The 20,236-nt window shown below is 39.3% G+C and carries 23 protein-coding genes and 1 CRISPR repeat array; of the genes, 12 read left to right on the plus strand and 11 right to left on the minus strand.

What is annotated here, in order from left to right; genetic code table 11:
- Positions 1-11: 11 nt before the first annotated feature.
- The 7 genes from ACE1CA_RS22990 (at position 12) to ACE1CA_RS23020 (ending at position 5,981) form a co-directional block, all read left to right on the plus strand.
- Positions 12-539 carry a hypothetical protein gene (locus ACE1CA_RS22990; RefSeq protein ID WP_413278883.1) on the plus strand — a complete coding sequence of 176 codons (528 nt, stop codon included), beginning with the start codon at positions 12-14 and terminating at the stop codon, positions 537-539.
- 95 nt (positions 540-634) lie between these two features.
- Positions 635-1,090: a pentapeptide repeat-containing protein gene (locus tag ACE1CA_RS22995; protein ID WP_413278882.1), complete on the plus strand. Its 456-nt coding sequence runs from the start codon at positions 635-637 to the stop codon at positions 1,088-1,090.
- A gap of 44 nt (positions 1,091-1,134) precedes the next feature.
- Positions 1,135-4,101, plus strand: a complete 2,967-nt coding sequence (locus tag ACE1CA_RS23000) for a CHAT domain-containing protein (protein WP_413278881.1) — start codon at positions 1,135-1,137, stop codon at positions 4,099-4,101.
- A gap of 473 nt (positions 4,102-4,574) precedes the next feature.
- Positions 4,575-5,015 carry a hypothetical protein gene (locus ACE1CA_RS23005; protein WP_413278880.1) on the plus strand — a complete coding sequence of 147 codons (441 nt, stop codon included), beginning with the start codon at positions 4,575-4,577 and terminating at the stop codon, positions 5,013-5,015.
- An 82-nt stretch (positions 5,016-5,097) separates the two neighbouring features.
- On the plus strand, positions 5,098-5,313 hold the full coding sequence (locus ACE1CA_RS23010; RefSeq protein WP_413278879.1) for a hypothetical protein: 216 nt from the start codon (positions 5,098-5,100) through the stop codon (positions 5,311-5,313).
- 87 nt (positions 5,314-5,400) lie between these two features.
- On the plus strand, positions 5,401-5,730 hold the full coding sequence (locus ACE1CA_RS23015) for a DUF6883 domain-containing protein (protein ID WP_413278878.1): 330 nt from the start codon (positions 5,401-5,403) through the stop codon (positions 5,728-5,730).
- A gap of 2 nt (positions 5,731-5,732) precedes the next feature.
- The gene (locus tag ACE1CA_RS23020; RefSeq protein WP_413278877.1) at positions 5,733-5,981 is read left to right on the plus strand and encodes a DUF4926 domain-containing protein; all 249 of its coding nucleotides are present in this window, start codon (positions 5,733-5,735) and stop codon (positions 5,979-5,981) included.
- Positions 5,982-6,442: 461 nt separating this feature from the next.
- Here ACE1CA_RS23020 and ACE1CA_RS23025 read toward each other — a convergent pair whose 3' ends face one another.
- On the minus strand, positions 6,443-6,688 hold the full coding sequence (locus ACE1CA_RS23025; RefSeq protein ID WP_413257399.1) for a ribbon-helix-helix protein, CopG family: 246 nt from the start codon (positions 6,686-6,688) through the stop codon (positions 6,443-6,445).
- A gap of 145 nt (positions 6,689-6,833) precedes the next feature.
- Here ACE1CA_RS23025 and ACE1CA_RS23030 point away from each other — a divergent pair, with 145 nt between their 5' ends.
- Complete coding sequence (locus ACE1CA_RS23030; RefSeq protein ID WP_413278876.1) at positions 6,834-8,693, plus strand: hypothetical protein; 1,860 nt, start codon at positions 6,834-6,836, stop codon at positions 8,691-8,693.
- A gap of 234 nt (positions 8,694-8,927) precedes the next feature.
- Here the strand turns inward: ACE1CA_RS23030 and ACE1CA_RS23035 are convergent, their stop codons facing one another.
- The gene (locus ACE1CA_RS23035; RefSeq protein ID WP_486517495.1) at positions 8,928-9,752 is read right to left on the minus strand and encodes a leucine-rich repeat domain-containing protein; all 825 of its coding nucleotides are present in this window, start codon (positions 9,750-9,752) and stop codon (positions 8,928-8,930) included.
- 261 nt (positions 9,753-10,013) lie between these two features.
- Between ACE1CA_RS23035 and ACE1CA_RS23040 the strand changes: the two genes are divergently transcribed.
- Positions 10,014-11,099 (plus strand): hypothetical protein, encoded by a 1,086-nt coding sequence (locus tag ACE1CA_RS23040; protein ID WP_413278874.1) that lies wholly within the window; start codon positions 10,014-10,016, stop codon positions 11,097-11,099.
- A 104-nt stretch (positions 11,100-11,203) separates the two neighbouring features.
- Here ACE1CA_RS23040 and ACE1CA_RS23045 read toward each other — a convergent pair whose 3' ends face one another.
- Complete coding sequence (locus tag ACE1CA_RS23045; protein ID WP_413278873.1) at positions 11,204-11,656, minus strand: GTP pyrophosphokinase; 453 nt, start codon at positions 11,654-11,656, stop codon at positions 11,204-11,206.
- A gap of 244 nt (positions 11,657-11,900) precedes the next feature.
- Here ACE1CA_RS23045 and ACE1CA_RS23050 point away from each other — a divergent pair, with 244 nt between their 5' ends.
- Complete coding sequence (locus tag ACE1CA_RS23050) at positions 11,901-12,311, plus strand: GFA family protein (protein ID WP_486517496.1); 411 nt, start codon at positions 11,901-11,903, stop codon at positions 12,309-12,311.
- A gap of 175 nt (positions 12,312-12,486) precedes the next feature.
- Here ACE1CA_RS23050 and ACE1CA_RS23055 read toward each other — a convergent pair whose 3' ends face one another.
- The gene (locus ACE1CA_RS23055; protein ID WP_413278839.1) at positions 12,487-12,744 is read right to left on the minus strand and encodes a hypothetical protein; all 258 of its coding nucleotides are present in this window, start codon (positions 12,742-12,744) and stop codon (positions 12,487-12,489) included.
- Positions 12,745-12,853: 109 nt separating this feature from the next.
- On the opposite strand from ACE1CA_RS23055, the gene ACE1CA_RS23060 reads away from it, so the two are divergent.
- Both ACE1CA_RS23060 and ACE1CA_RS23065 read left to right on the plus strand, forming a co-directional pair.
- Entirely contained in the window at positions 12,854-13,231 is a 378-nt protein-coding gene (locus ACE1CA_RS23060; protein ID WP_413278840.1) for a hypothetical protein, read from the plus strand.
- Positions 13,232-13,455: 224 nt separating this feature from the next.
- Positions 13,456-13,867: direct repeats of the CRISPR family, unit length 36 nt; unit sequence TTCCCTACTCGCTAGGGAAATTAATTGAATGGAAAC.
- Positions 13,868-14,261: 394 nt separating this feature from the next.
- Positions 14,262-15,371, plus strand: coding sequence for an IS630 family transposase (locus tag ACE1CA_RS23065; RefSeq protein WP_486517497.1), 1,110 nt, complete (start codon positions 14,262-14,264; stop codon positions 15,369-15,371).
- A gap of 230 nt (positions 15,372-15,601) precedes the next feature.
- Here ACE1CA_RS23065 and ACE1CA_RS23070 read toward each other — a convergent pair whose 3' ends face one another.
- The 7 genes from ACE1CA_RS23070 to ACE1CA_RS23100 all read right to left on the minus strand — a co-directional run bounded on the left by ACE1CA_RS23070 (position 15,602) and on the right by ACE1CA_RS23100 (position 20,219).
- A complete protein-coding gene (locus ACE1CA_RS23070; RefSeq protein WP_413278236.1) occupies positions 15,602-16,273 on the minus strand; it encodes a transposase family protein in 672 nt (223 codons plus the stop codon).
- Positions 16,274-16,444: 171 nt separating this feature from the next.
- A complete protein-coding gene (locus ACE1CA_RS23075) occupies positions 16,445-18,466 on the minus strand; it encodes an FAD-dependent oxidoreductase (RefSeq protein WP_413278251.1) in 2,022 nt (673 codons plus the stop codon).
- A gap of 190 nt (positions 18,467-18,656) precedes the next feature.
- Positions 18,657-18,977, minus strand: coding sequence for a hypothetical protein (locus ACE1CA_RS23080; RefSeq protein ID WP_413278237.1), 321 nt, complete (start codon positions 18,975-18,977; stop codon positions 18,657-18,659).
- 12 nt (positions 18,978-18,989) lie between these two features.
- Entirely contained in the window at positions 18,990-19,268 is a 279-nt protein-coding gene (locus tag ACE1CA_RS23085) for a hypothetical protein (RefSeq protein WP_413278238.1), read from the minus strand.
- A 272-nt stretch (positions 19,269-19,540) separates the two neighbouring features.
- Positions 19,541-19,744: a hypothetical protein gene (locus tag ACE1CA_RS23090; RefSeq protein ID WP_413278239.1), complete on the minus strand. Its 204-nt coding sequence runs from the start codon at positions 19,742-19,744 to the stop codon at positions 19,541-19,543.
- Positions 19,745-19,761: 17 nt separating this feature from the next.
- Positions 19,762-19,902, minus strand: a complete 141-nt coding sequence (locus ACE1CA_RS23095) for a hypothetical protein (RefSeq protein ID WP_413278240.1) — start codon at positions 19,900-19,902, stop codon at positions 19,762-19,764.
- Positions 19,899-20,219 (minus strand): hypothetical protein, encoded by a 321-nt coding sequence (locus ACE1CA_RS23100; protein WP_413278241.1) that lies wholly within the window; start codon positions 20,217-20,219, stop codon positions 19,899-19,901. Before ACE1CA_RS23100 ends, ACE1CA_RS23095 begins: the two co-directional genes overlap by 4 nt.
- Between the last annotated feature and the right edge of the window lie 17 nt (positions 20,220-20,236).

Raw genomic sequence — 20,236 nt, forward strand, 5'->3', positions numbered from 1 at the left:
CCTAATCCCCAATGCCGGAACCACTGTATCCAGAATCAGGTTTGCTCAAGCTTGCCCAGATTATTAAGCTTGCTAGAGGTTCACGCAGTTATCGTGAGTTTGAGGCAATCAGCGGAGTCAGCCATGCCACTATACGTCGTTTAGAATTGTCTGATGTGAAAAATCCTGACATTGCGACTTTGGCTAATCTTGCTATCCACACTCCTTACACTCTGGAAGAATTGATTGCTGTGGCCCAGGAACGGGACAAAGTAGATATCAGACCTTACCGCACTGCTGAAGAAGCGATGAGTGTTGTCGATCAACTTCACCATCAGGAAGCTGCCAGATTAGCCCAAATGATTATCGGTCGTTTGGCGCAAATGGATGTCAAAATTCAACAAACTCCTCCTGATGACGGTCTGTTGCTGCAAATTAGATTGATGAGTCCTGAACAAATGGCTGAGGTGTTACGGGCATTAGCAAATAGGTTGAGTCCTTCTGTCAACCACCAGGAACCCCCAGATGATATCAACACCCAAAATGCTGAGGATGTTTGAATCATAGTGAATCTGGGGAGAAAGCGATCGAACTTAACAAAAAAACTGTTATAAAAATAGATATGCTAACTCTCAATGGTTGATAAACCGTAATCATGAAACCATTATTTATTGTTATTACTACATCATTACCTTTGTGCCTCGCAGTTTTCCCAGCTAGTGCAGGTAATCCCGAACACCTGAAACAGTTAATCAATACTAATGTATGTCAAGGTTGCGATCTAAGTGGTGTCGATCTGAAAAACGCCAATTTAAGTGGTGCAGACTTAAGTGGTGCTAATTTGAATGGTGCTGATTTAAGTGGTGCTAATTTGAATGGTGCTAATCTATCTAATGCCGATTTAACTAATGCCAATTTGATGGGCGTTAACCTGAAAGCAACTAATCTCACTAATGTCATTGGACTGCCTGCTGGTATACTTATCCCTGATGAAGAAAGATCTAATAATACACAAAACAATACAGGTTCAATAACGCCAGGATATCAACATTATACTCCTCCAGAATCTAATGTACCCCGCTCAACAGGAAGTGGTGGTGGTACTCGTTAATAAATCGTAATGCTTAATTTAATTCTTGATAGAGGCAATCCTCAATGAATTTAGATTTATCATCATTTTTGGTGAGTAGCTTTGGCTTATTCTTTTCACTAATTTTACCTGTACAACTAGCAGAAATTTCTCACAATAATATACCAAAAGTTCTGGGACAAACACCAATTACCAAAAATCAGATTCTTTCTCAATTGTTAGAGCCAAAATTACAAGCAGACAGCCTTTTTAAGTTAGGTGTTGAAAAACTTTACCAAAGTCAGTTTTATGAGGCTTTACAAATATTTGAACAAGTACTGAAGATTCGCCAAGGATTAGGCGATCGAGCAGGTGTAGGAATAACACTAAGTAACATGGGGGAAATTTATGGCGAACTAAACCAATATTCAAAAGCATTAGAAATTTTACAACAAGCTTTGCTGATTCATCAAGAACTGGGCGATCGAGTAAGTACTGGAGAGACACTTAGACGCTTGGGTATAGTCTACAAAGATCTTGGTCAATATGATAAAGCAATGGCTGTTTTGCAGCAAGCTTTGGCTATCAGTAAACAAGAAGGCGATCGCACCAGTGAAGGTCGTACACTTCTGAGTATTGGTATTGTTTATCGCAGATTAAGTCAATATGACCAAGCCTTAAATTTTTACCAAGAAGCGTTAGAAATAGCTCGAATAACTGGCGATCGCATAACCATTGGTCGCGCTCTCAACAATATAGGATTCGTATATTACAGCAATGGTCAATATGGTCGCGCACTTGAGTATTATCAACAAGCTTTAACTATTCGTAAAGATATTAAAGATCGCAGTGGTGAAGCAGTAACTCTCAGTTTTATGGCAACAGTTTACGATAGTCAAGGAGAGTACCAAAAAGCTTTAGATTTTTATCAGCAAGCACTGACAATTAATCAAACAATTGGCAAACTGGTGGATGCTGCAAATCTGCATAATGACATTGGCGGAATCTACTACACTTTAGGTCAATATAACCAAGCTTTATCAGCCCACAAAAAAGCTTTAACAATTATTCAAAAACTGGGTGCGCGTCCTTCAGAAAGTGCTACTTTAAATAATATTGGATTAGTTTACGATCGCTTAAGTCAGTATACTCAAGCTTTAAATTTTTATCAGCAGTCTTTAGCTATTAAACAAGAAATTGGCGATCGCGCCGGGGCAGCTAATACTCTGACTAATATCGGCATAGTTTATGATAGACAAGCTGATTATTCTCAAGCATTGGAATACTTGCAAAAATCTTTAGCAATTAGACAAAATATCGGCGATCGCTCTGGAGAAGCAATCACTTTTAACAGTATAGCCGTAGTTTATCAAAATAATGGTCAAGATCAAAAAGCCTTAGAGACTTATCAACGTGCCTTAGCTATTCAGCGAGAAATAGGCGATCGACCAGCCCAAAGAGTAACTCTGAGTAACATTGCTTTCTTACTAGAAAAACAAAATCAACCAGAACTAGCTATTGTGTTTTACAAACAATCAGTTAATGTTACACAAGCAATTCGGGAAAACCTCAAACCATTATCACGCGAACAACAAGAATCTTATACTCAAACTGTTGCAGATACTTATCGTTCATTAGCCAATTTATTGCTTTCTCAAGGACGAATTTTAGAAGCGCAACAAATCTTGGAACTTCTGAAAATTCAAGAATTACGCCAGTTCACAGAAAATAGTAGAGCCGGAGGAGAAACGAATGGTAGTCAGTTAAACCCAACGGAAGAGAAAATTATCGAAATTTATGGCAGTTTAATTGCTTTTGGACAGCAAGTGGATGAATGCCAGAAAAATCGCTGTAATCAACTTAGTGAGCTATTAGATAAACGTGATGCTTTAACCCGCCAGTATAATCAATCTGTAGAAAGTTTAGTTAAACAAATTCGCTCGCTTCAGACTCAGGATGAAGCCATCCTCAATCCCAAAGATTTAGGTCGTAAAGCTAGAGAAATTATCGCAGCGCAACCAGGTACAATACTGATTTATCCTTTGGTATTAAAAGATAAAATTTGGTTATTATGGGCAGCCCCAGGTGGAATTGTTAAAAGCTTAGAAGTTCCAGTCAAACAACAAGAATTGGGTCAAACCGTCTTAAAATTTCGGCTGCTGCTGCAAAATCCTAATTCTAATATTGCCGAAGTCAAGGCTACGGGAAAACAACTTTACGATTGGTTAATTAAACCTTTAGAATCTGAACTGAAAACTAATCCAGTAAAAAATTTAGTTTTTTCCCTCGATCGCGTGACGCGCTACATTTCCATGAGTGCATTGTTTGACGGACAAAAATATTTAATAGAAAACTATACAATTTCTACTATATTGTCTGCCGATTTAACTGATGTAAGCGATCGTCTACCCGTTGGCAGAGAAAATATTTCGGTTTTAGCACTTGGTTTATCTAAAGCAATTTTAAATTTTAATGCTTTACCAAATGTTGAGGATGAAATTAATAGAGTCGTCCGAAAAAGAAATGATGATTCTCAGGGAATTTATCCCGGTCAGGCATTTTTAAACCGAGAATTTGATTTTCGGACTATGCGAGATAATTTATCAGGAAAAAAGATTTTACATATTGCTACTCATGGGCAATTTGTCGCAGGTCGCCCCAAAGATTCTTTTTTGTTACTAGGGACTGGTGAAAAGTTAACAATTCCCCAGATTGAAACTTTACAAGATTTAGTAGAGGTTCATTTAGTAGTTCTATCTGCTTGCGAAACAGCATTAGGTGGGCTAGATGCGGAAGGCGTGGAAATTGCTGGAATTAGTTATTATTTCCTCGGTCGAGGTGCAAAAGCTGTCATCGCTTCTTTATGGCAAGTAAACGATCGCAGTACCAGCGAATTGATGCAAGAATTCTACAGTAATTTAGCCAAGGGAACTAATTGGGTACCTGTTTCAAAAACTGCGGCTCTACAGCAAGCACAACTTAGCCTTTTGAACAAAGGTTTTGTTCATCCTTATTACTGGGCACCGTTTATTTTAATTGGTAATAGTCTGTAGTCGGCTGTAGTCTACAGACTGATTCAGTTTATTTTCGTCACTATTACTGCTCATCTATTACCAACAAAATCAAGCTGTCTTTGATTTTAATTGTTAGCCAATCCCCTATTCCCAAAAACATTAAGAAAATATTAAACTAAAATTAGGGTGCTTTCTTAACTGAACAACACAAGGTAGTTAAAGATTTGCTCACCTAAACAAAGGAACTCAACAGATGACGTGGCTTAAGGCTTAAATATGCAGTTGATGAAGACAATAGCTTATTTGAAATTGCTGATGTACCCAGTGGCAAAACCAAATTATTCTGTCCCTATTGTGCTGGTAAATTAATAGCTAGAAAAGGAAAAGTTAAGCAACACCACTTCGCTCATGCTGAGGAAACTTGTTATCCTGTAGCCACAAAAAAGGATTTACCTACTTTACCACTGTATGATAACTTTAATATTAAATTATCAGGAACGGCATTACAATTATTGCAAAAACTCTGGCAATCTTTTGGGGTTTATGATTGGGGGATTCCGCATTTACCGGAACTAAAGCCGTTAATTAAAGCCAAGGTATTACAGAAAAATGTTTACCTTCAACCACCCGCTTATGAGTTTACTGCTTTAGGTAAAATCCCTGTAGGCACTTTACCATTGCATGAATTTAATCAAATTCAAGAACCATTATTGTTAGCTAAATTAACTGAACTTTCACGTCAAGCAGAATTAGCACAAGTAATTAAATCGTTAAATTTAGCAGAAAGATTAGTTGATTTACGGTTATATCGTGCTCAGTTAGCCAGCATTTTATTACATAATTTGTACTATCTGCGAATTGAAGTGGATGGGTTAATTTTGCATAAAATTGGGGTAACTAAGCGATACGCGCTACGCGCAGGCTACGCCAACAATTACCCAACGCATCCCTGACATTGAGAGAGATTTACGTTCTCATTACCAGAATATTAAAGTTAGTGTACTGGGATTGTGGTCACATCGGGGAAATGTTGAGTTGTATTTTAAGCATCGGTATAAACCGTTTAATTATCGGATTGGTAACTTAACTGAATACTATTTGTTTAGCGAGACATCGATCGCTGATGCTGTGTTAGATAATTTGAATCAAATGCAACCGAAAGTACTTAGTCCAGAGGAGCAAACTGTTTTAGCAGAAGCTAGTTTATATCGTAACAAAGAGACTGATTTACAGTTAGTAATGGTAAACTAATTACTATGTTTAAGTTGATGTATTTAGTCAAATGTTTTTGTTTACGGGTATCCCCGGAGTAAGTCAAGTTTTTGCTAGAGTCAAAGTATGAAATTACCTCCTGATGCGATTATTGCACCAGCTAAATTGACTCAATATCTACTCAAACTACTGCCACAGGATGACAAATCAAAGTTTCTGGCACAAGCTGGTTATACTCAAGAAAACTGGCAACAATTAGAACAGGATTTGCGAGAACAAATATTACCACTAGATGCAGTATTCACAGAACAAACACGATTTGGCGATCATTATCAAATTCGCGGAACTTTGACAGGTGTTAATCGGGTAGTTTTACCAGTGGTTACAATTTGGATGATCGAGAAAGCAACTGGACAAACCAAGTTTATTACTTTATTTCCCGATAAGGGGGTTTAAGCATGAAATTTGAACTGTTTACGCGAGTGGCATTACGGGAAGATTTACCCCAATACAAACTCTGTCAGGGAGATGTAGCAACAATTGTCGAACATCACCCCGTACTGGATGATGAGGATGGCTATAGTTTAGAGGTATTTAATGCTGTTGGGGAAACGATCGCAGTGATTACAGTAGCTCAATCGCAGATTGAACCTTTGATGAGTAATGAGGTGTTGCACGTTCGCGTTTTCGATCGGGTGATAGCTTAATATTTTGCCCAAATTAAACTTTCACAACAACAGCACCCAAACTGGACTTACTGAGTAATTTCCTCACATTAATGCTACTTGGAGAGACACTGTAAAACTTAAATTCAGTTGCCTTACTCCCTTTTTTTCAGCTTAGGAAATATCAGTTTTCTAGTTGTTGAGTGCTGTTGTTAGTTAACACAATCGATTTTAGATGAAACAGCTTTTTTCCTCCTTAGTTAATAGTGGACTTTAGCTGTAATCTTTATCTGATGAAGCTTTGTAGCTTCACTTATTAACTTACCATTTTCCTTAGCATCTACATTCAAGATGATAAATAACTTTACTTTTGACAGCAGGGAAATTCATCATCTCAGTTGAGGTCAAGTGCTAGAAAATCCGAGCCATTTAGTTAATAGCAAAGGTCAGTAATCACTTAAAGACTTGTAACAAAATCTTATATCTTCAACTCTGAGCAACGATCAACTCTTGAGTTGCAACTTTTCTTCTAAAGCAGTGAGTCGAGCTTCCATCTCTGTTCGCAATGTATGAATGTCAGACATCACGGTTTCATACTGCCGAATATTCCAGTAATTCAGTATTGCCTCCAGCATGACATCGCTGCGAGTCCTACCAGAAACCTTCGCAATCTGGTCTATGCGTTCCAGGTCTTCTTGCTCCATCCTTAAGCCAACCATCGGCTTGGTTTGACTTTGTTTGTTAGTCACTGTTCAACTTGTTAACTTGTTCTTTCTCAATTATGCCGGAGTTTTTTTTGTTAACACACTAAACATGATAGCAAATCACCAAGTTTTCTGTTATTCTGATAAACAGGTTAACAAAACCGCTTTTTTCTGAGCACAGAAAGTCGAAGTGGCTCCTGAAATCCAAGAGCGCACTTCCAAAGAAACTAAAAAATCAACCAACACATTAACTCAAAATCAAGTCAATTGGAGCATCATCATGCCATCTACCACAAAATTTGTTGCAACCAACAAACTCAACGGCTTCACTTTCGCAGCTTCTACCGCAACTGATACTGTCGAGTTAGCTAAAGAAGTCGTACAACTGGGAAACTCTCACTCCGCAACTTTTGTTCACCTCAAGGAGCAAGCTTTAGAACTGGGAGACAAACTCAAGCAATTAGAAGCAGCATTAGGTAAAACCGAATTTCAAAAACTGCTCAAACACTGTTTTCCGAAAGAACTGGTACGTTATTTCCGTAATTTAACAACCCAGGCAAAACTAATAGCGAAATTCCCTAACTTACAACAGCACATTTTGAATCTGCCTCTGTGCCACACTGCTTTGTTGTTAGCTGGTAGTGAAAGTCAAGTAGAAGCGATTCTTACGACTCAAACCAAATGGACAATTTCGCTCATCAAGGAAAGATTAGCGTCTACTAACGAAAGAGCGATCGATCCCACATTAACAGCAGGTAGTCCAGTAGTTTTCCTCAACAAAATTGGATTGTTACTAAATGAAGAAGACGAACTGTTATCAATTCGCGGTTTTGGAGATGGAGAAATCTATCTGCAACCAGCCTCCGAACTCCGGGCTTTAGATAAAGATACCTTCGATGAATTTCTGAATCTGTTAGCCACAATTTCTGGGTTAAACGAGCAGTTAAATGATGATGAACGCACTCGTAATGATATTGAAGGCAAATTAGGGAAACTGAAAAAATGTCAACGTTCATTGATGAATCAGTTAATGTTAACTGATGAGACGATCGGTTGTTTAAATTCAGCGATCGACAAAAGTTTATCTTTACGTCGGTTAACTGATGAAGACATCGATCGTGCTTTTCGGATTTACCACATTACCGATACTGATGCAGTGTTAGCCAAAGCCAATTTATTAGCACGTTTGCGAGTCAAAGATGAATTAAATCCTCAGCCAACTGTAGCTGAATTAATTATTGCCATTGCGACATACTTGCACAAACCAACAACAAAACATGGTGGTGGTGGGATTCCGATTACTACTCGTGAGTATAATGAACTGATTGAACTTGTCCAACAACAAAACCGAACTATTGCTGCACTGAAAAATGAAATTGCAGAAGTTAAAGAAAATTCGGCACCAATCGATAATATTTCCATTGCTTCAGAATTAACTACCTTACAATTAAAATTAAATCAATACCAACAACTAATTAACTTACAAGAACAGCAAATCAAAGCACTTCAAGAACAAGTCGAATCTGCTTCTGTTACAACAATTGATGAAACTGTCACAGTAGAAACTAGCAACTCCATTGAACCGGGAACAGTAGTTAAGATTGTCAAACATCCAATTCATGCGGGAAAACTGGGATTATTTACTGGGTCAACAATAGTCAATGATTGGCGATTTGATAAACCAGTAGCAGTTGGTAAATTTGTGTTAAAACCGGGAACAAAATGGCAGTTTCCGTTAGAGATTAACAATTATGCTGACTGTGTGGAGCCTAGTAACTTGACAGCAGAACAATATCGGCAATTGGTGGAACTGGAATTAATTGCTGAGGAATGTAAGAAAGTTAAAGAGGAACTTAGTTTTAGTCAAGATGCGATCGAAGAAGCAGTGTATCAACTAGGCAAATGTTTAGTGTTAGCGAATGTTCCTGGTTGGGATAATTGCGGGAATTTTACTGATGAAGATGGCACAACTTTAAGTGGAACAAATGCTTTACGAACAGGTGTGACAGCAATTGCTGAATTATTGTCGGAAGTGTTTTGTGAATTTTAGGAAGTGAAGAAAAACTATCACAATTAAAAAATGGGGTGAAAGCGTTAGATGATGGCAGGAAGCAGGGGTTTGCAACAACTATTAGGCCAGCAGCAAACATTGTCAGTTCCGTTATTTGGGTGATAATTCTGTTCTCTTCAAGCATTTTTATTTAATGGTGTTTAGTGATGCTTCTAAAAGGTTAGCTAGAAGAGGAAGGCGATCGCATTACTAACTCTGCAAACCATTGACAAATTAGAATTTACAAATAGATTCTGGTTTGACTGGGCAAGTTCTGTTCGTCAACATTGGATTGTCAGCCAGGACGAGGTAAGTCAGCTTAGTAAGACCAGACAAAGGTTGTAGGTTGCTGATTTGATTTTGGTAGAGGTCGAGTTCAGTCAACTTAGTAAGGCCAGATAAGGGTTGCAAGTTGCTGATTTGATTATTGCTAAGGTGGAGTACAGTCAAATTAGTAAGACTAGACAAGGGTTGCAAGTTGCTGATTTGATTATTGCTAAGGTGGAGTACAGTCAAATTAGTAAGACTAGACAAAGGTTGTAGGTTGCTGATTTGATTCCTTTCGAGGATGAGGAAATTCAACTTAGTAAGGCCAGACAAGGGTTGCAGGTTGCTGATTTGATTGTCTCTCAGTTCGAGGAGATAAAACTTAGTCAGGCTAGACAAGGGTTGCAAGTTGCTAATTTGATTGTTGTTCAGTTGGAGCCAAGCCAGATTAGTAAGACTAGACAAGGGTTGCAAGTTGCTGATTTGATTGTCGTTCAGTTCGAGCAAATCCAGATTAGTAAGACCAGACAAGGGTTGCAAGTTGCTGATTTGATTATTGCTAAGGTCGAGATAAATCATAGTAGAAAGCGTCTGGTTAGCTTCTTGACAGTCTTGTGTTCCAGCCTCTCTTAACAACACCTCAACCGTATGCCTTGCATCAGCAGGAAGACTAGCTTTATTGGCGCACCAATCAGCAAAAGTACGGTAATTACTTGCGGTTTGTGCCAAGGTGGGAGAAGACGCTAAGGCTAGGAAACTAAATACAGCTAAACCTGCCAAACTAGTTTTCATAAAGATCTCACCCAAATCTATTTCTCGCCAAAGGCTTTAGCACCAAATTACTTAGATTTCACAACAGCAGCCAACAATTCCGCTTCCGTCAGAGGGCTGAAACAAGAAAGGGCGATCGCCACAATCCAGTTTGTCAAGGATTTCCCAGATTGAGTCTTTAGCCTAGAACTAGTGCAAAGCTCTTTATCAATTCCTGACAATTTCTTTATATAGTGAAAAATATCTAAAAAGCTTCTCAGCTTTAAGGAGAAGTGATAGCTTATGACGACTCAACTTACTGAAAACGGTTGGAGTGGGCCTTTTGGTTCTGGGACATGGACGAATCGAGCCGATATTGTAGATTCAGGTGATGAAATTATCATCGCTTCTGGTGTCACGGTCAACTCTCTTGGTGGCGAGGACATAATTACTGGCACTGGCTTCTTGGGCATCTTCAACATCGGCACGCTCAATACTGATAATGGTAAGGATCGCATCACTGGCATTGCCACTGGCGATGGTGCTGTTGGCCTCTTCAACCAGGGTGGCACGCTCAATACTGGTAATGGTAAAGACACAATTACTGGTATTGCCACTGGCCCTGGCAGTGTTGGTATCTTCAATAATGGTGGCATTATCAATACTGACAATGGTGAAGACTTAATTACTGGTGATGGTGGCGTTTTTGGTGTCTTCAACCAGAGTGGGACGATCGATACGGAAAATGGTGATGACACAATCACTGGCACTGGTCTTGCTGGCGGCATTTCCAACCAGCAGAAAGGCGTGATTAATACCAGATCTGGAAATGACTTAATTACTGCTACTGCCACTACTGGCGGCGAATTTGGCTTTGGCAATGCTATCGTAAACCAAAGTGGAAGCACTATAGATACTGGCGATGGAAACGACATAATCAGTGGCATCAGCACTATTGTCAGCAGCATTGCATCCGTCGGTATCCTAAATGGCACAGGTAACGATGTGGACACTATCACCACTGGCAATGGTGATGACATCATTATCGGTAGTGGTATGACTAGCGGTATCCGCAACTACAGCATCATCGATACTGGCAACGGCAATGATATCGTTGATGCCCTTACTGGTGGTTTTGACGGCGGAGGCACGATCTATTTAGGTAAAGGTAATGACCTAATTCAGGGATTCGGATCGCAAAACGTAGATGGAGGCAAAGGTTTTGATACCGCAGAGTTAGGAATTGATTACAATCAATCCCTTTTGTCTGTTGGTAGTTCGTTTGACATTCAAATTGGAAACATGAATTTCACCAACGTCGAACAGTTTGTATTTAGTAATGGGGATACTTTAAGTCTCCAAGACCTGCAAGCCCAAGTCCAAATCTAGTTATCAGGTGGTGCGATACGCGAAATGCGATCGTTATATCCCAATTATTTTTAATCTGTTCACTTACCTGCTGCTTTGATTACAGTGGGTAGGTGAACTGAAATTTACGCAGATTCAAAACGAGACAGAGCAGCTTGTAATTTGGGGAGAACTTCTTGGTATTTTCTTAATCGTTTCCAATCTTTTTCTGTAGGTTCAGCAATTCGTTTAATGTCCATATTATCGAGCATATCAGCGATTTTTACCCTAAGTGCTAAAGCATTACCCATAACTCGATTGAGATAAACTTGATAGTCTTCGTGCGGTTTTTTTGTAATCGCCTCAATTGCTTCTATAACTTCATCAGGAAAACCAGCATTTTGCAAATCTTTCAAGGTAAGTTCTGAGTCTTCTATACTATCGTGCAAAACACCAACAATTTTTTCTGCAACAGTACTTAAACTATTCATTACCCTTAACGGATGACCAATATAGGGTGCGCCTGCTTTATCGACTTGGTTGGCGTGGGCAGTTTGTGCCAGTGCGATCGCTTTATCTAATAACTCAGTTTCCATCATTTCTATACATCACCAAGCTACAACAATTTTAGCTGACGGTTATTCGTTGGGTTGTTGAGAGTGCGATCGCGCAGCGATGCGTAGCATTATCGCTCTACTGATTTGTTTTTAATGATGAAAAGCTGGCAACAGAAATGTGATTTTAAGCCACTTGTGGAGTTGCCAAATTCTTGACAACCGTTGACCAGTACCGTGTATATGGCAAAATCAGACTAACGATCGCTCGATAGCGAGGAGATGAGAAATGGATGGTAAGTGTCTTTGCGGTGCAATCACCGTCCGAACCCCAGACAAAAAGAGCATCGATGCCTGTCATTGCGGGATGTGTCGGCGATGGGGCGGCGGGCCAGCTTTAGGTATAGCTTGTGGCTCTGACGTGCAGATAGATGGTGTGGAAAAACTAAAAATGTATCAGTCCTCAGAATGGGCGCAAAGAGCTTTTTGTGGTGAATGCGGTACGCATATTTTCTACAAGTTGCTGCCGACGAGTGAATATTTTGTCCCAGCAGGTTTGTTTCAGGATGGAATTGAGTTTGAGTTCAAGGAGCAAATCTTTATCGATCGGAAACCTAGTTACTATGAATTTGCTAATCAAACCATAAATCTGACAGAAGCAGAAGTATTTGCCAAATTTGCGCCAAGTGAGGAAAATTAAAACACAGCATATCACAAATTGTTGTACTCGAATGGCATCAGAGCGATCGCATCAACCTAATCTGCTATTTTCACTGCTGCATCTCGATCATTGTCACAATATAAAATTTACTTGTCTCCACAAGCTGCATTCAAAGCAGGTCTGGAGTGGATTGGTGCGGGCAGCACTTGTTACTTCAACTTGATATAAGTCCATCTGCCATTAATTCTTTTTCTAAATCATCTAAAGAAATTATCTGGAGTTCACCAGTTTTTTTCTGATGTAACCACGCTTGAAAAATTGTTGCATCTTCCCGATTTTCCAAAGCTTCTACCATGTTTGACCAGGAGGCTAACAAAGATTCCCAAACTGCGATCGGGATAATTACATCTGTCTTTTCTCCGTTAGCATTAGCCAGATATTTAACTAATTTGATAGACTCTGTAATACTCATCTTATTTTACCGCTTTGGAATCCTGATTTTAATTATACTCAAACTACATCTGTTGTAGTTTTGAACATCTTAAAGATAGTTCGATTTTGGCAGCCATCTGAAAAACCAAATGAATAATAATAATGTTGTTACCGAAATTGTTGCAATGAATCACCTGACTTTAAACGAAGGCAAGAAAAAACTTGGAAGTCTGCTCAAAGTAATATCTCCAGTTGTGACGATCGCTGCGATCGCACTGGAATTATGGAATCTGGAAGCCAGATTAACGACCAATCAGTTCAAGAGCAGTTTGATGCCAATTCTGTGGTTGGGACATTTGGTAATTGCAGTTCATTTAATCGAGGCAGTTGTTGCGGCTATTTATGCACCTACCAAACAACACCAGCCGATTCGATATGGCATTTATACTTTTTTCGTCGGCACCGTTGGTTTATGGGAACTGTTTGAGTCTGATACCACAACATCAGAATTGAACAGCAGAAGCTAATTCCAAAAAATGCGATCGCTCCGAGGTGATGGACAAGTCCAAATTGCGAGGGGGTCAGTAAATCCTCAAAACCCTTATTTTGTCGTTGACCCCCTCGCCGCCTCTCTGTGTAAGGGTTTTGGGTTCTTTGATGCTTGATTTTCTGCTATATTTAACTCAGTGCTGTAGACCCCCTCGCAAACTGTCTCTGGACATTAGGCGGAATCAGGGTTTCAAAAGCTGCCTTCCCTACTCGCTAGGGAAATTAATTGAATGGAAACCCAAGGACAAAGAACTTATGGAGTTGAAACGACTGGGTTCCCTACTCGCTAGGGAAATTAATTGAATGGAAACTTTGGGAGCAACAACTTCCATCCGGGCTGGGAAGTCTTTTCCCTACTCGCTAGGGAAATTAATTGAATGGAAACACTTATCAGCACGCTACTGCCAAATTTGTCATCAACGACCCATTCCCTACTCGCTAGGGAAATTAATTGAATGGAAACTAGCCGCAGCCTTGAATTCACTCAATGGATTGAAGGAATTCCCTACTCGCTAGGGAAATTAATTGAATGGAAACGTTATAGATACTTTCAGCAGTTATATCTAAGTTCATGGATATTCCCTACTCGCTAGGGAAATTAATTGAATGGAAGGTTGTGAGGTGGAAGCATAAGATGGCATGGAACCATAAGATGACCGCTGCTGTCACTTCCCCCTCACTTGATATAGAAATGGAACCATAACATGGCACTAACTGCTACTTTACGGATTGAGCAGCACCACAATGGAAGAATAAAACAGTACTGGTTTGACGATCGCTTTGTCATCACACCAGATTTGATAATAGCAAGATAGCAAAATTTGTTATTTGAACTGTTAATTGCTAGAAATTCAACCTATTTGCTAATTTCACAAATGATTATTAAAATTTTGCTAAGATACTGACAAACATTTTATGACAACAATTAACGCTGTCGCTTTTTGATAAGCTGTTAAGCATTTAAATAGGGTAAAATGGAAAAGCCAATAGAGCCAAGTGGGTGGGGAAATGCCAGCAAAGAATCATCTGAACTTAGAACAAGTAGAGAAGCTACAAAAAGCCCTGAAAGAAGAAGATGGAAATATTAGAGAAAGAATCTTGATATTACTGTTGCTAAATGATGGAAAAACTCAAGCTAAAATAGCGGAATTTGTGGGCTGTTCAATAAATAAAGTATCTTATTGGTGTGTACATGGAGACCCAGATAATCTAGAAAGCCTAGTCGATGAAAGGATGAAGGGGAATCATCAAAAAGCCACAGATAAATATAGAGAAATATTATTAGAGACAGTAGATAAAGAACCCAAAGAATTAGGATACGAATTTGGCAGATGGACGGCACAAAGGTTAGCGACATATTTAGCAGAAACGACAGGAATAAAATTAAGTGGTTCGCAAGTTAGGAGAATATTAGAGCAAAAAAAGTTCGTTTACCTCTGGGCAAAGTACAGCTTGGAGGGAAAGCGAGAACCGGAAAAAAGAAAAGCATTTAAAAAGAAAATAGCCGAATATTTAAAAATCGAAAAAGAGCATCCAGAACGTTTACAGGTATGGTTTTGGGACGAAAGCGGTTTTAGTTTAAGAGTGATGAGAAGAAAGAATTGGTGTAAGAAAGGTAGACGAAAAGAGGTGAGAGGAGAGCGAAGAAAGGGTCGGATTAATGTAATGGGAGGACTGAGGTATTCCGACAAGAAAAGGTTTGTAGAATTTCTCGATAAAAGCAATTCGGAAAGTTTTTATCAAGTGCTAAAACTGTTTTATCAAGAATTGATTGCTGAATGGGTAGCCGCTGGCAATGAAGCCAAGGAATTTGCGGAAAAAGGAGCCAAAATAGTGATAATTCTGGACAATGCTAGTTTTCCCAAAAAGGCAGAATATCTCCAGAAAATTGCCGCCGAAATGCCCAATATTCATTTAGAATTCCTCCCGAAATATAGCCCTGATTATAACTTAATTGAATTAGTTTGGCATTCAGCCAAAGAATTTATTGCCCATCGATTATTTAAATCAATAGAAAAATTAGAATATTTATTGCATAAACTTTTAAATGAAGGAGAATTAATTATTAAATGGGGGCGAAAACTTAAAAATAAAGGTAATGCTCTTATCCCTATTTAAATGCTTAACAGCTTATCAGCACCAAAACTCGGTTCTCTCCAATAGACATCTCCAAAAACTACGAAAGCATTAACCAGGAAGGATTTGGCAGTTCTCAATCCCTTTAGAAATTGCTGCCGCTTAATTTGAATTTATCAGGCTTTGAGTTAGTTTGAGTTAGTTTAGACATCAAAGATAAACATAGTTGCACTATATTCATCCGCTGCTAATCGCTGATTTTACTGGTAGTATTATTGTGCCAAGTCGTATATGTAGCCTTTGTCGCCTTTAAACTTTTGATTTTTGGCGAACTCTGACTGTCTCTGTCTAAACAGGTTTATATCACTCTCTGGCCCCGGTCTTCCCACTATTACGTCCACAATTTCCGACTTTTTTCCGGGGACGATTATCTGATTTTTTCGGGTATGGCTTTTCTTCTTTCCTGAGTAATACTTTTTCTGCTCTTCATACTCTTGAGGTCTTTCCCTAGCTTGTTCCCAGCTATCTACTACTAATTCCCATTCTTGCAGTATCTCCTGCACCCATGACCACTCATTTTCGTTTTTTTTAACTTGTTCCAGTAAGCTGGCTGGTAACAATTCTCCCAAAATCTTTATCCAGTAATGAAATAGGTTATGCGCTGTGGATTCACTTACCCCAAATTGCACTCCTAATAGTTGAAATGTTGGTAAATGATGTAGGTATACTAATGTTAACAATATTTGCTCTGCTACTGGTAGGGAAGGTTTTCTCCCCCCGCCTTTTTTGATTATTCTTGTTTTCTCGGCTTCTTGAACAGCTAGTTTTTCCTGATGTAATCTTTCGGCTTGACTAATTAGCTGCTCTAGCTGCTCATATCCAATGCCAATCAATCTTTTTGTTTCTTTGGGGTTTTTGCTAATATACTCCACTAGTGTACTCATATTACTTTGAGTAAAAATCCTATTATACCACCCTTATTTCTCTTCCAGTTTGTTTTTTGGAGATGTCTACTTGAGCAACAGATAAGTAATCAGACAAAATTAATTACATAATTTTCTCATGATGCCGCAAGACCCAAGAGGTTTTTACCCGTATTTTGTATCAGTCTCCAATCACTTCCACTCTTCCCAAGATTGATTCAAGATAGAAGTATTCGGGAAAGCAACGGGGTTTTTATTTTGTTCTAAAAGACGTTGCAATGCTTCTAATTGTGGTTCTGGTGAAGGTAATCGATCGACTAATTGATAAGGAAGAATACCATTTTTTAAAGCAAAATTTGCGGTAGTTCCTGCTGCTGCACCTACTGACCATTCAAAGGAATGAACGCGATAAGCTGCTGCTGCGGTGTGACTGGTGGCGATGCTTTTTCCTGCTACTAACATATTGTCAATTTTTTGGGGAATCATGGCTCTTAAAGGAACTTGAAAAGGGAAAGTTCCGCCTTGTCCTTTTCTGGTACCTTCTCGTTCTCTGTTTCCGGGTGTTTCTGGGGGACTTTTTTCCATGCAGGGGTGAAAGTCGATCGCATAAAATCCAATTCCCACTGAATCAGGAAAAATCGCCGAACGCGATCGGGGTTTCACTTGATCTGGAGATATTTCCCCAGAAATTACCGCAGCAGCATCTAAACCGGATAAAGTTGCCCATAAACGGCGATACTCTTCTGGGGAAAGGTTTTGACTGTAATAGTCTTGACGGAAATTATTCCGAGAAATGTCAATTTCCCAAACAGTAAAACCAGATGATTGTCCGTAACTTGGTCTTCCAATAATCCGTCTTCCTTCGCGCATATATGGATATTTAGATAATCCATGTACGGTTCCCATTGGTGAGTTTAACCCTCTGAGAAAACGCAAATTTGGATAAGGTGTTTTGACGTTATTACCTAATTGGGAATCTGTAGTTCCTGCGGCTAACCAATAATAAAAACCAAGGGCGTTTTCTTCACCTCGGCGTAAGGTTTCTGTGCGGAGTCCTCCCATCCATCCACCGGGTTTTAATTGTCCAGTTTCTTGCAATTGTTCCCTTGTATAAATGAGATTATCTTGAGCAGTTCCGGGACGATAATCATTTCCCCAAGTCCAGTTTTGCATGGAAATATCACCAGGATTTATGGGGTATTTTTTGAAGTCATCCGGTAATGGTTGGTTTGGTTTAGCGCTGTGGATACGACGATAGGAAAAAACTAAATTGAAGCTGGCTAAACGGGGTAATTCGTAACTGTAATAAGGCTCATATTGGGGATAAAATGAGGGCATTGTTTGCGGTTGTGGCTGTTCTGTTGCTTCCATTGCAAAGGTGTAGGTGAAGCCTTGGGTGCAAAATCGATCGCCTGTTTCTGTGGCAGATGAAGGTTCTAAATAAGAACGAGGATCGATACCCAAACGGTAAGGAACGTCAGCTAAACCTATTAATTCTCCGGTTTCGGTGGCTTCAATTACATACCAATCTGTAGGACGGGGTTTTTGATTTGATTTGTTAGTTTTTTTCGGGATAAAACGAATGATAGTTTTATCAAATTGGGACGAATTTTCGTAACGATAAGCGTCTTCAATTGTGCGTGATAATGGCAGGGTGTTTAATGGTGGCGCACCTTTGGCGGGTTGGTGTTGAATGGCGATCGCACTTTGAATTTGTTTACCATCGGAACTAATATCGAGTTCTTTAATTACTGTTGAAGGGAACCATTTCAGATTACCTTTACCTTTTTTGGCGGCATCTTTTAAGATATCAAACAGGATTTTGTGTCCGTCAACTGGTAAAAAACAAGATTCACTCACCCAACATTTTCCAGGGTTGAGTCTGCCATAATGTTGTTCAATGCGTTTGCGAAGTTCTAAATAACCGCGAGGATAAAATAGTAGTCGCCGTTGGGTAGCTTTTTCGTCGAGTGCGGAAGTTCCTTGAGCAGAAATTTGTCCGCCTACCCAGTCAGTAATTTCCGTCAGACAAACTGTTCTTCCGGCGAGTAAGGCTTCGTAAGCCGCAGCAGAACCAGAAAGTCCTCCCCCAACTATTAAAAGTTCGCATTCTTCGGTTTTGTCTGGTTGTCTCGGTGGTGCGGCTAGAGCCAAGGGTATGGTTGATTCTAGCAGGATGAATGTGAGTGGAATTGTGATGAGCGATCGCTTCATGATGAATTTGAGTCGAAATAACTCCTTTTTCCAGGTAGCTATAAGAAGGTAGCACTTGGAAATGTTCATCGCAAGTTTTTGGGGGAAGTTGGCGATCGATCTTTTGGCAAACAAAATTACTGCCACTTAACTCAACCGATCCCCCTTAACAAGTAGGGGGGATCAAAGCCAATATTTTTAACTAGCCAGTTTAGTTAACACTTACAATTCCGCCATTGCGTTCTTTGGCGATCGTATCTGCTACTGATTGGGGATATTCTTCTAGTCCAGTAGTTTCCGCTCCCGATTTTATTGGAGAATTAAAAGTATAATTTGGGTCGCATTCTCCATGTTCGTAAACTTGAAGAACCCATTTATCAGGTAATCCTTCAATGCCAATTTCTACCACAAACCAACTGTTTTTAATATAGCGAGAGTTCAAAACAGTAAACCACTCCCAATCTTCAGACGGAATTGCCCAATCTGTCATGAGAAATTCTAGAGCAATTTCTGCTGCTTCTTCCCCAGTCATAGCTTCTCCTAATTATGCTTCACTAGCAACAGTAGTCGTTGGTTGTTCGGGATATAAGCCCAATTGTTTCGCCAATTCACGGGCGACATGAATTAAAAATTTAGCTGCATCGTGATTATTATGATGTGCGAATCCTGCTGCCACTTGTACCATTGTGTTGATGAAATTTTCATCGATTAGATTTAAGTGTGCATCTAATATTTCCGGTTCTTGTCCGTTGGGGCATTTTAACAATTGATCGATAACGTTCAAGTACTCTTCTTGGCGTTGTTCTGGGGTTTGTTCTGACATGATTATTAATGTTGAATTTAGGTGAGTTTGGGCAATTTAACAAATTGCTATAGCGATCATGAAACTATAATCCTTTGGGAAAAAACGTATTAGATGATACGGTGATTTGTTGATAGTTGTTACTTTTGTAAGAATAAAAATTACGGGATGGTTAAGTTATTTTAATTTTTTGTTACTATTTAAAAGTTTTTCTCATTATTAATTGAGGGGGGGAGGGCGATACGCGCTTCGCGCACACTTCGTGAACGCATTTCCTAAAATTTTTCTTAACTTTAACCCAATGTCAGCAATCCGGTTGGAAAATCTACCACTAACCGTCGAGTTTTTAACCATTGCAAACCGATAATTATTTCAGGAATTCCTTCACCTGCTAGAACAGGAACAGTAAACTCTTGTCCATCAATTTGCACTACTCCTGCATAGATTTTAAAATCTGTTTCCCCTTGTGCAGTTTTCATGCGTTCTTTAGCTTTCACAAGCAGCCAACCAAAATCTAAATCTTGGTATTTATTGCTACCCAACCTGTGAAACCTGTATCCAGTAGCGCATCAGTTATTATTATTTCCCCATCAGCAGCTACTAAACCAATTTCAAAAAGTAACTTGCCTTCCTCATGAAACCTGCCTTCAATCATATACTGCCGCAGGTTCCTGTTTCATTCAAACGACGGATCACAGATTCTTCTTGAGGAGGATTTTCCAGAAGTTTTTGCATAACAACTAATTCATTTTCTTCAATGAAATACTCTTCAGTATTCGGATCTATAACAATGTACCAGTTGTAATGAGTTTCCATTAATTCATCACGAACTCGCTCAAATATTTGACGACAACGCTGCCAACGTGCTTCGCTTTCTGCTTCCTGTTTTGCTTTTTCTTTGGGAGAAAGAGGCGGTTTTTTATATTTTTCAGGAATGGGGCGAGGTTTCCAAGTGGAAGGTGTTTTTACCATTTCTTTAAAGACTACAC

It is taken from the genome of Floridaenema evergladense BLCC-F167 (genome assembly GCF_041929205.2).
Classification (GTDB): Bacteria; Cyanobacteriota; Cyanobacteriia; order Cyanobacteriales; family Aerosakkonemataceae; genus Floridanema; species Floridanema evergladense.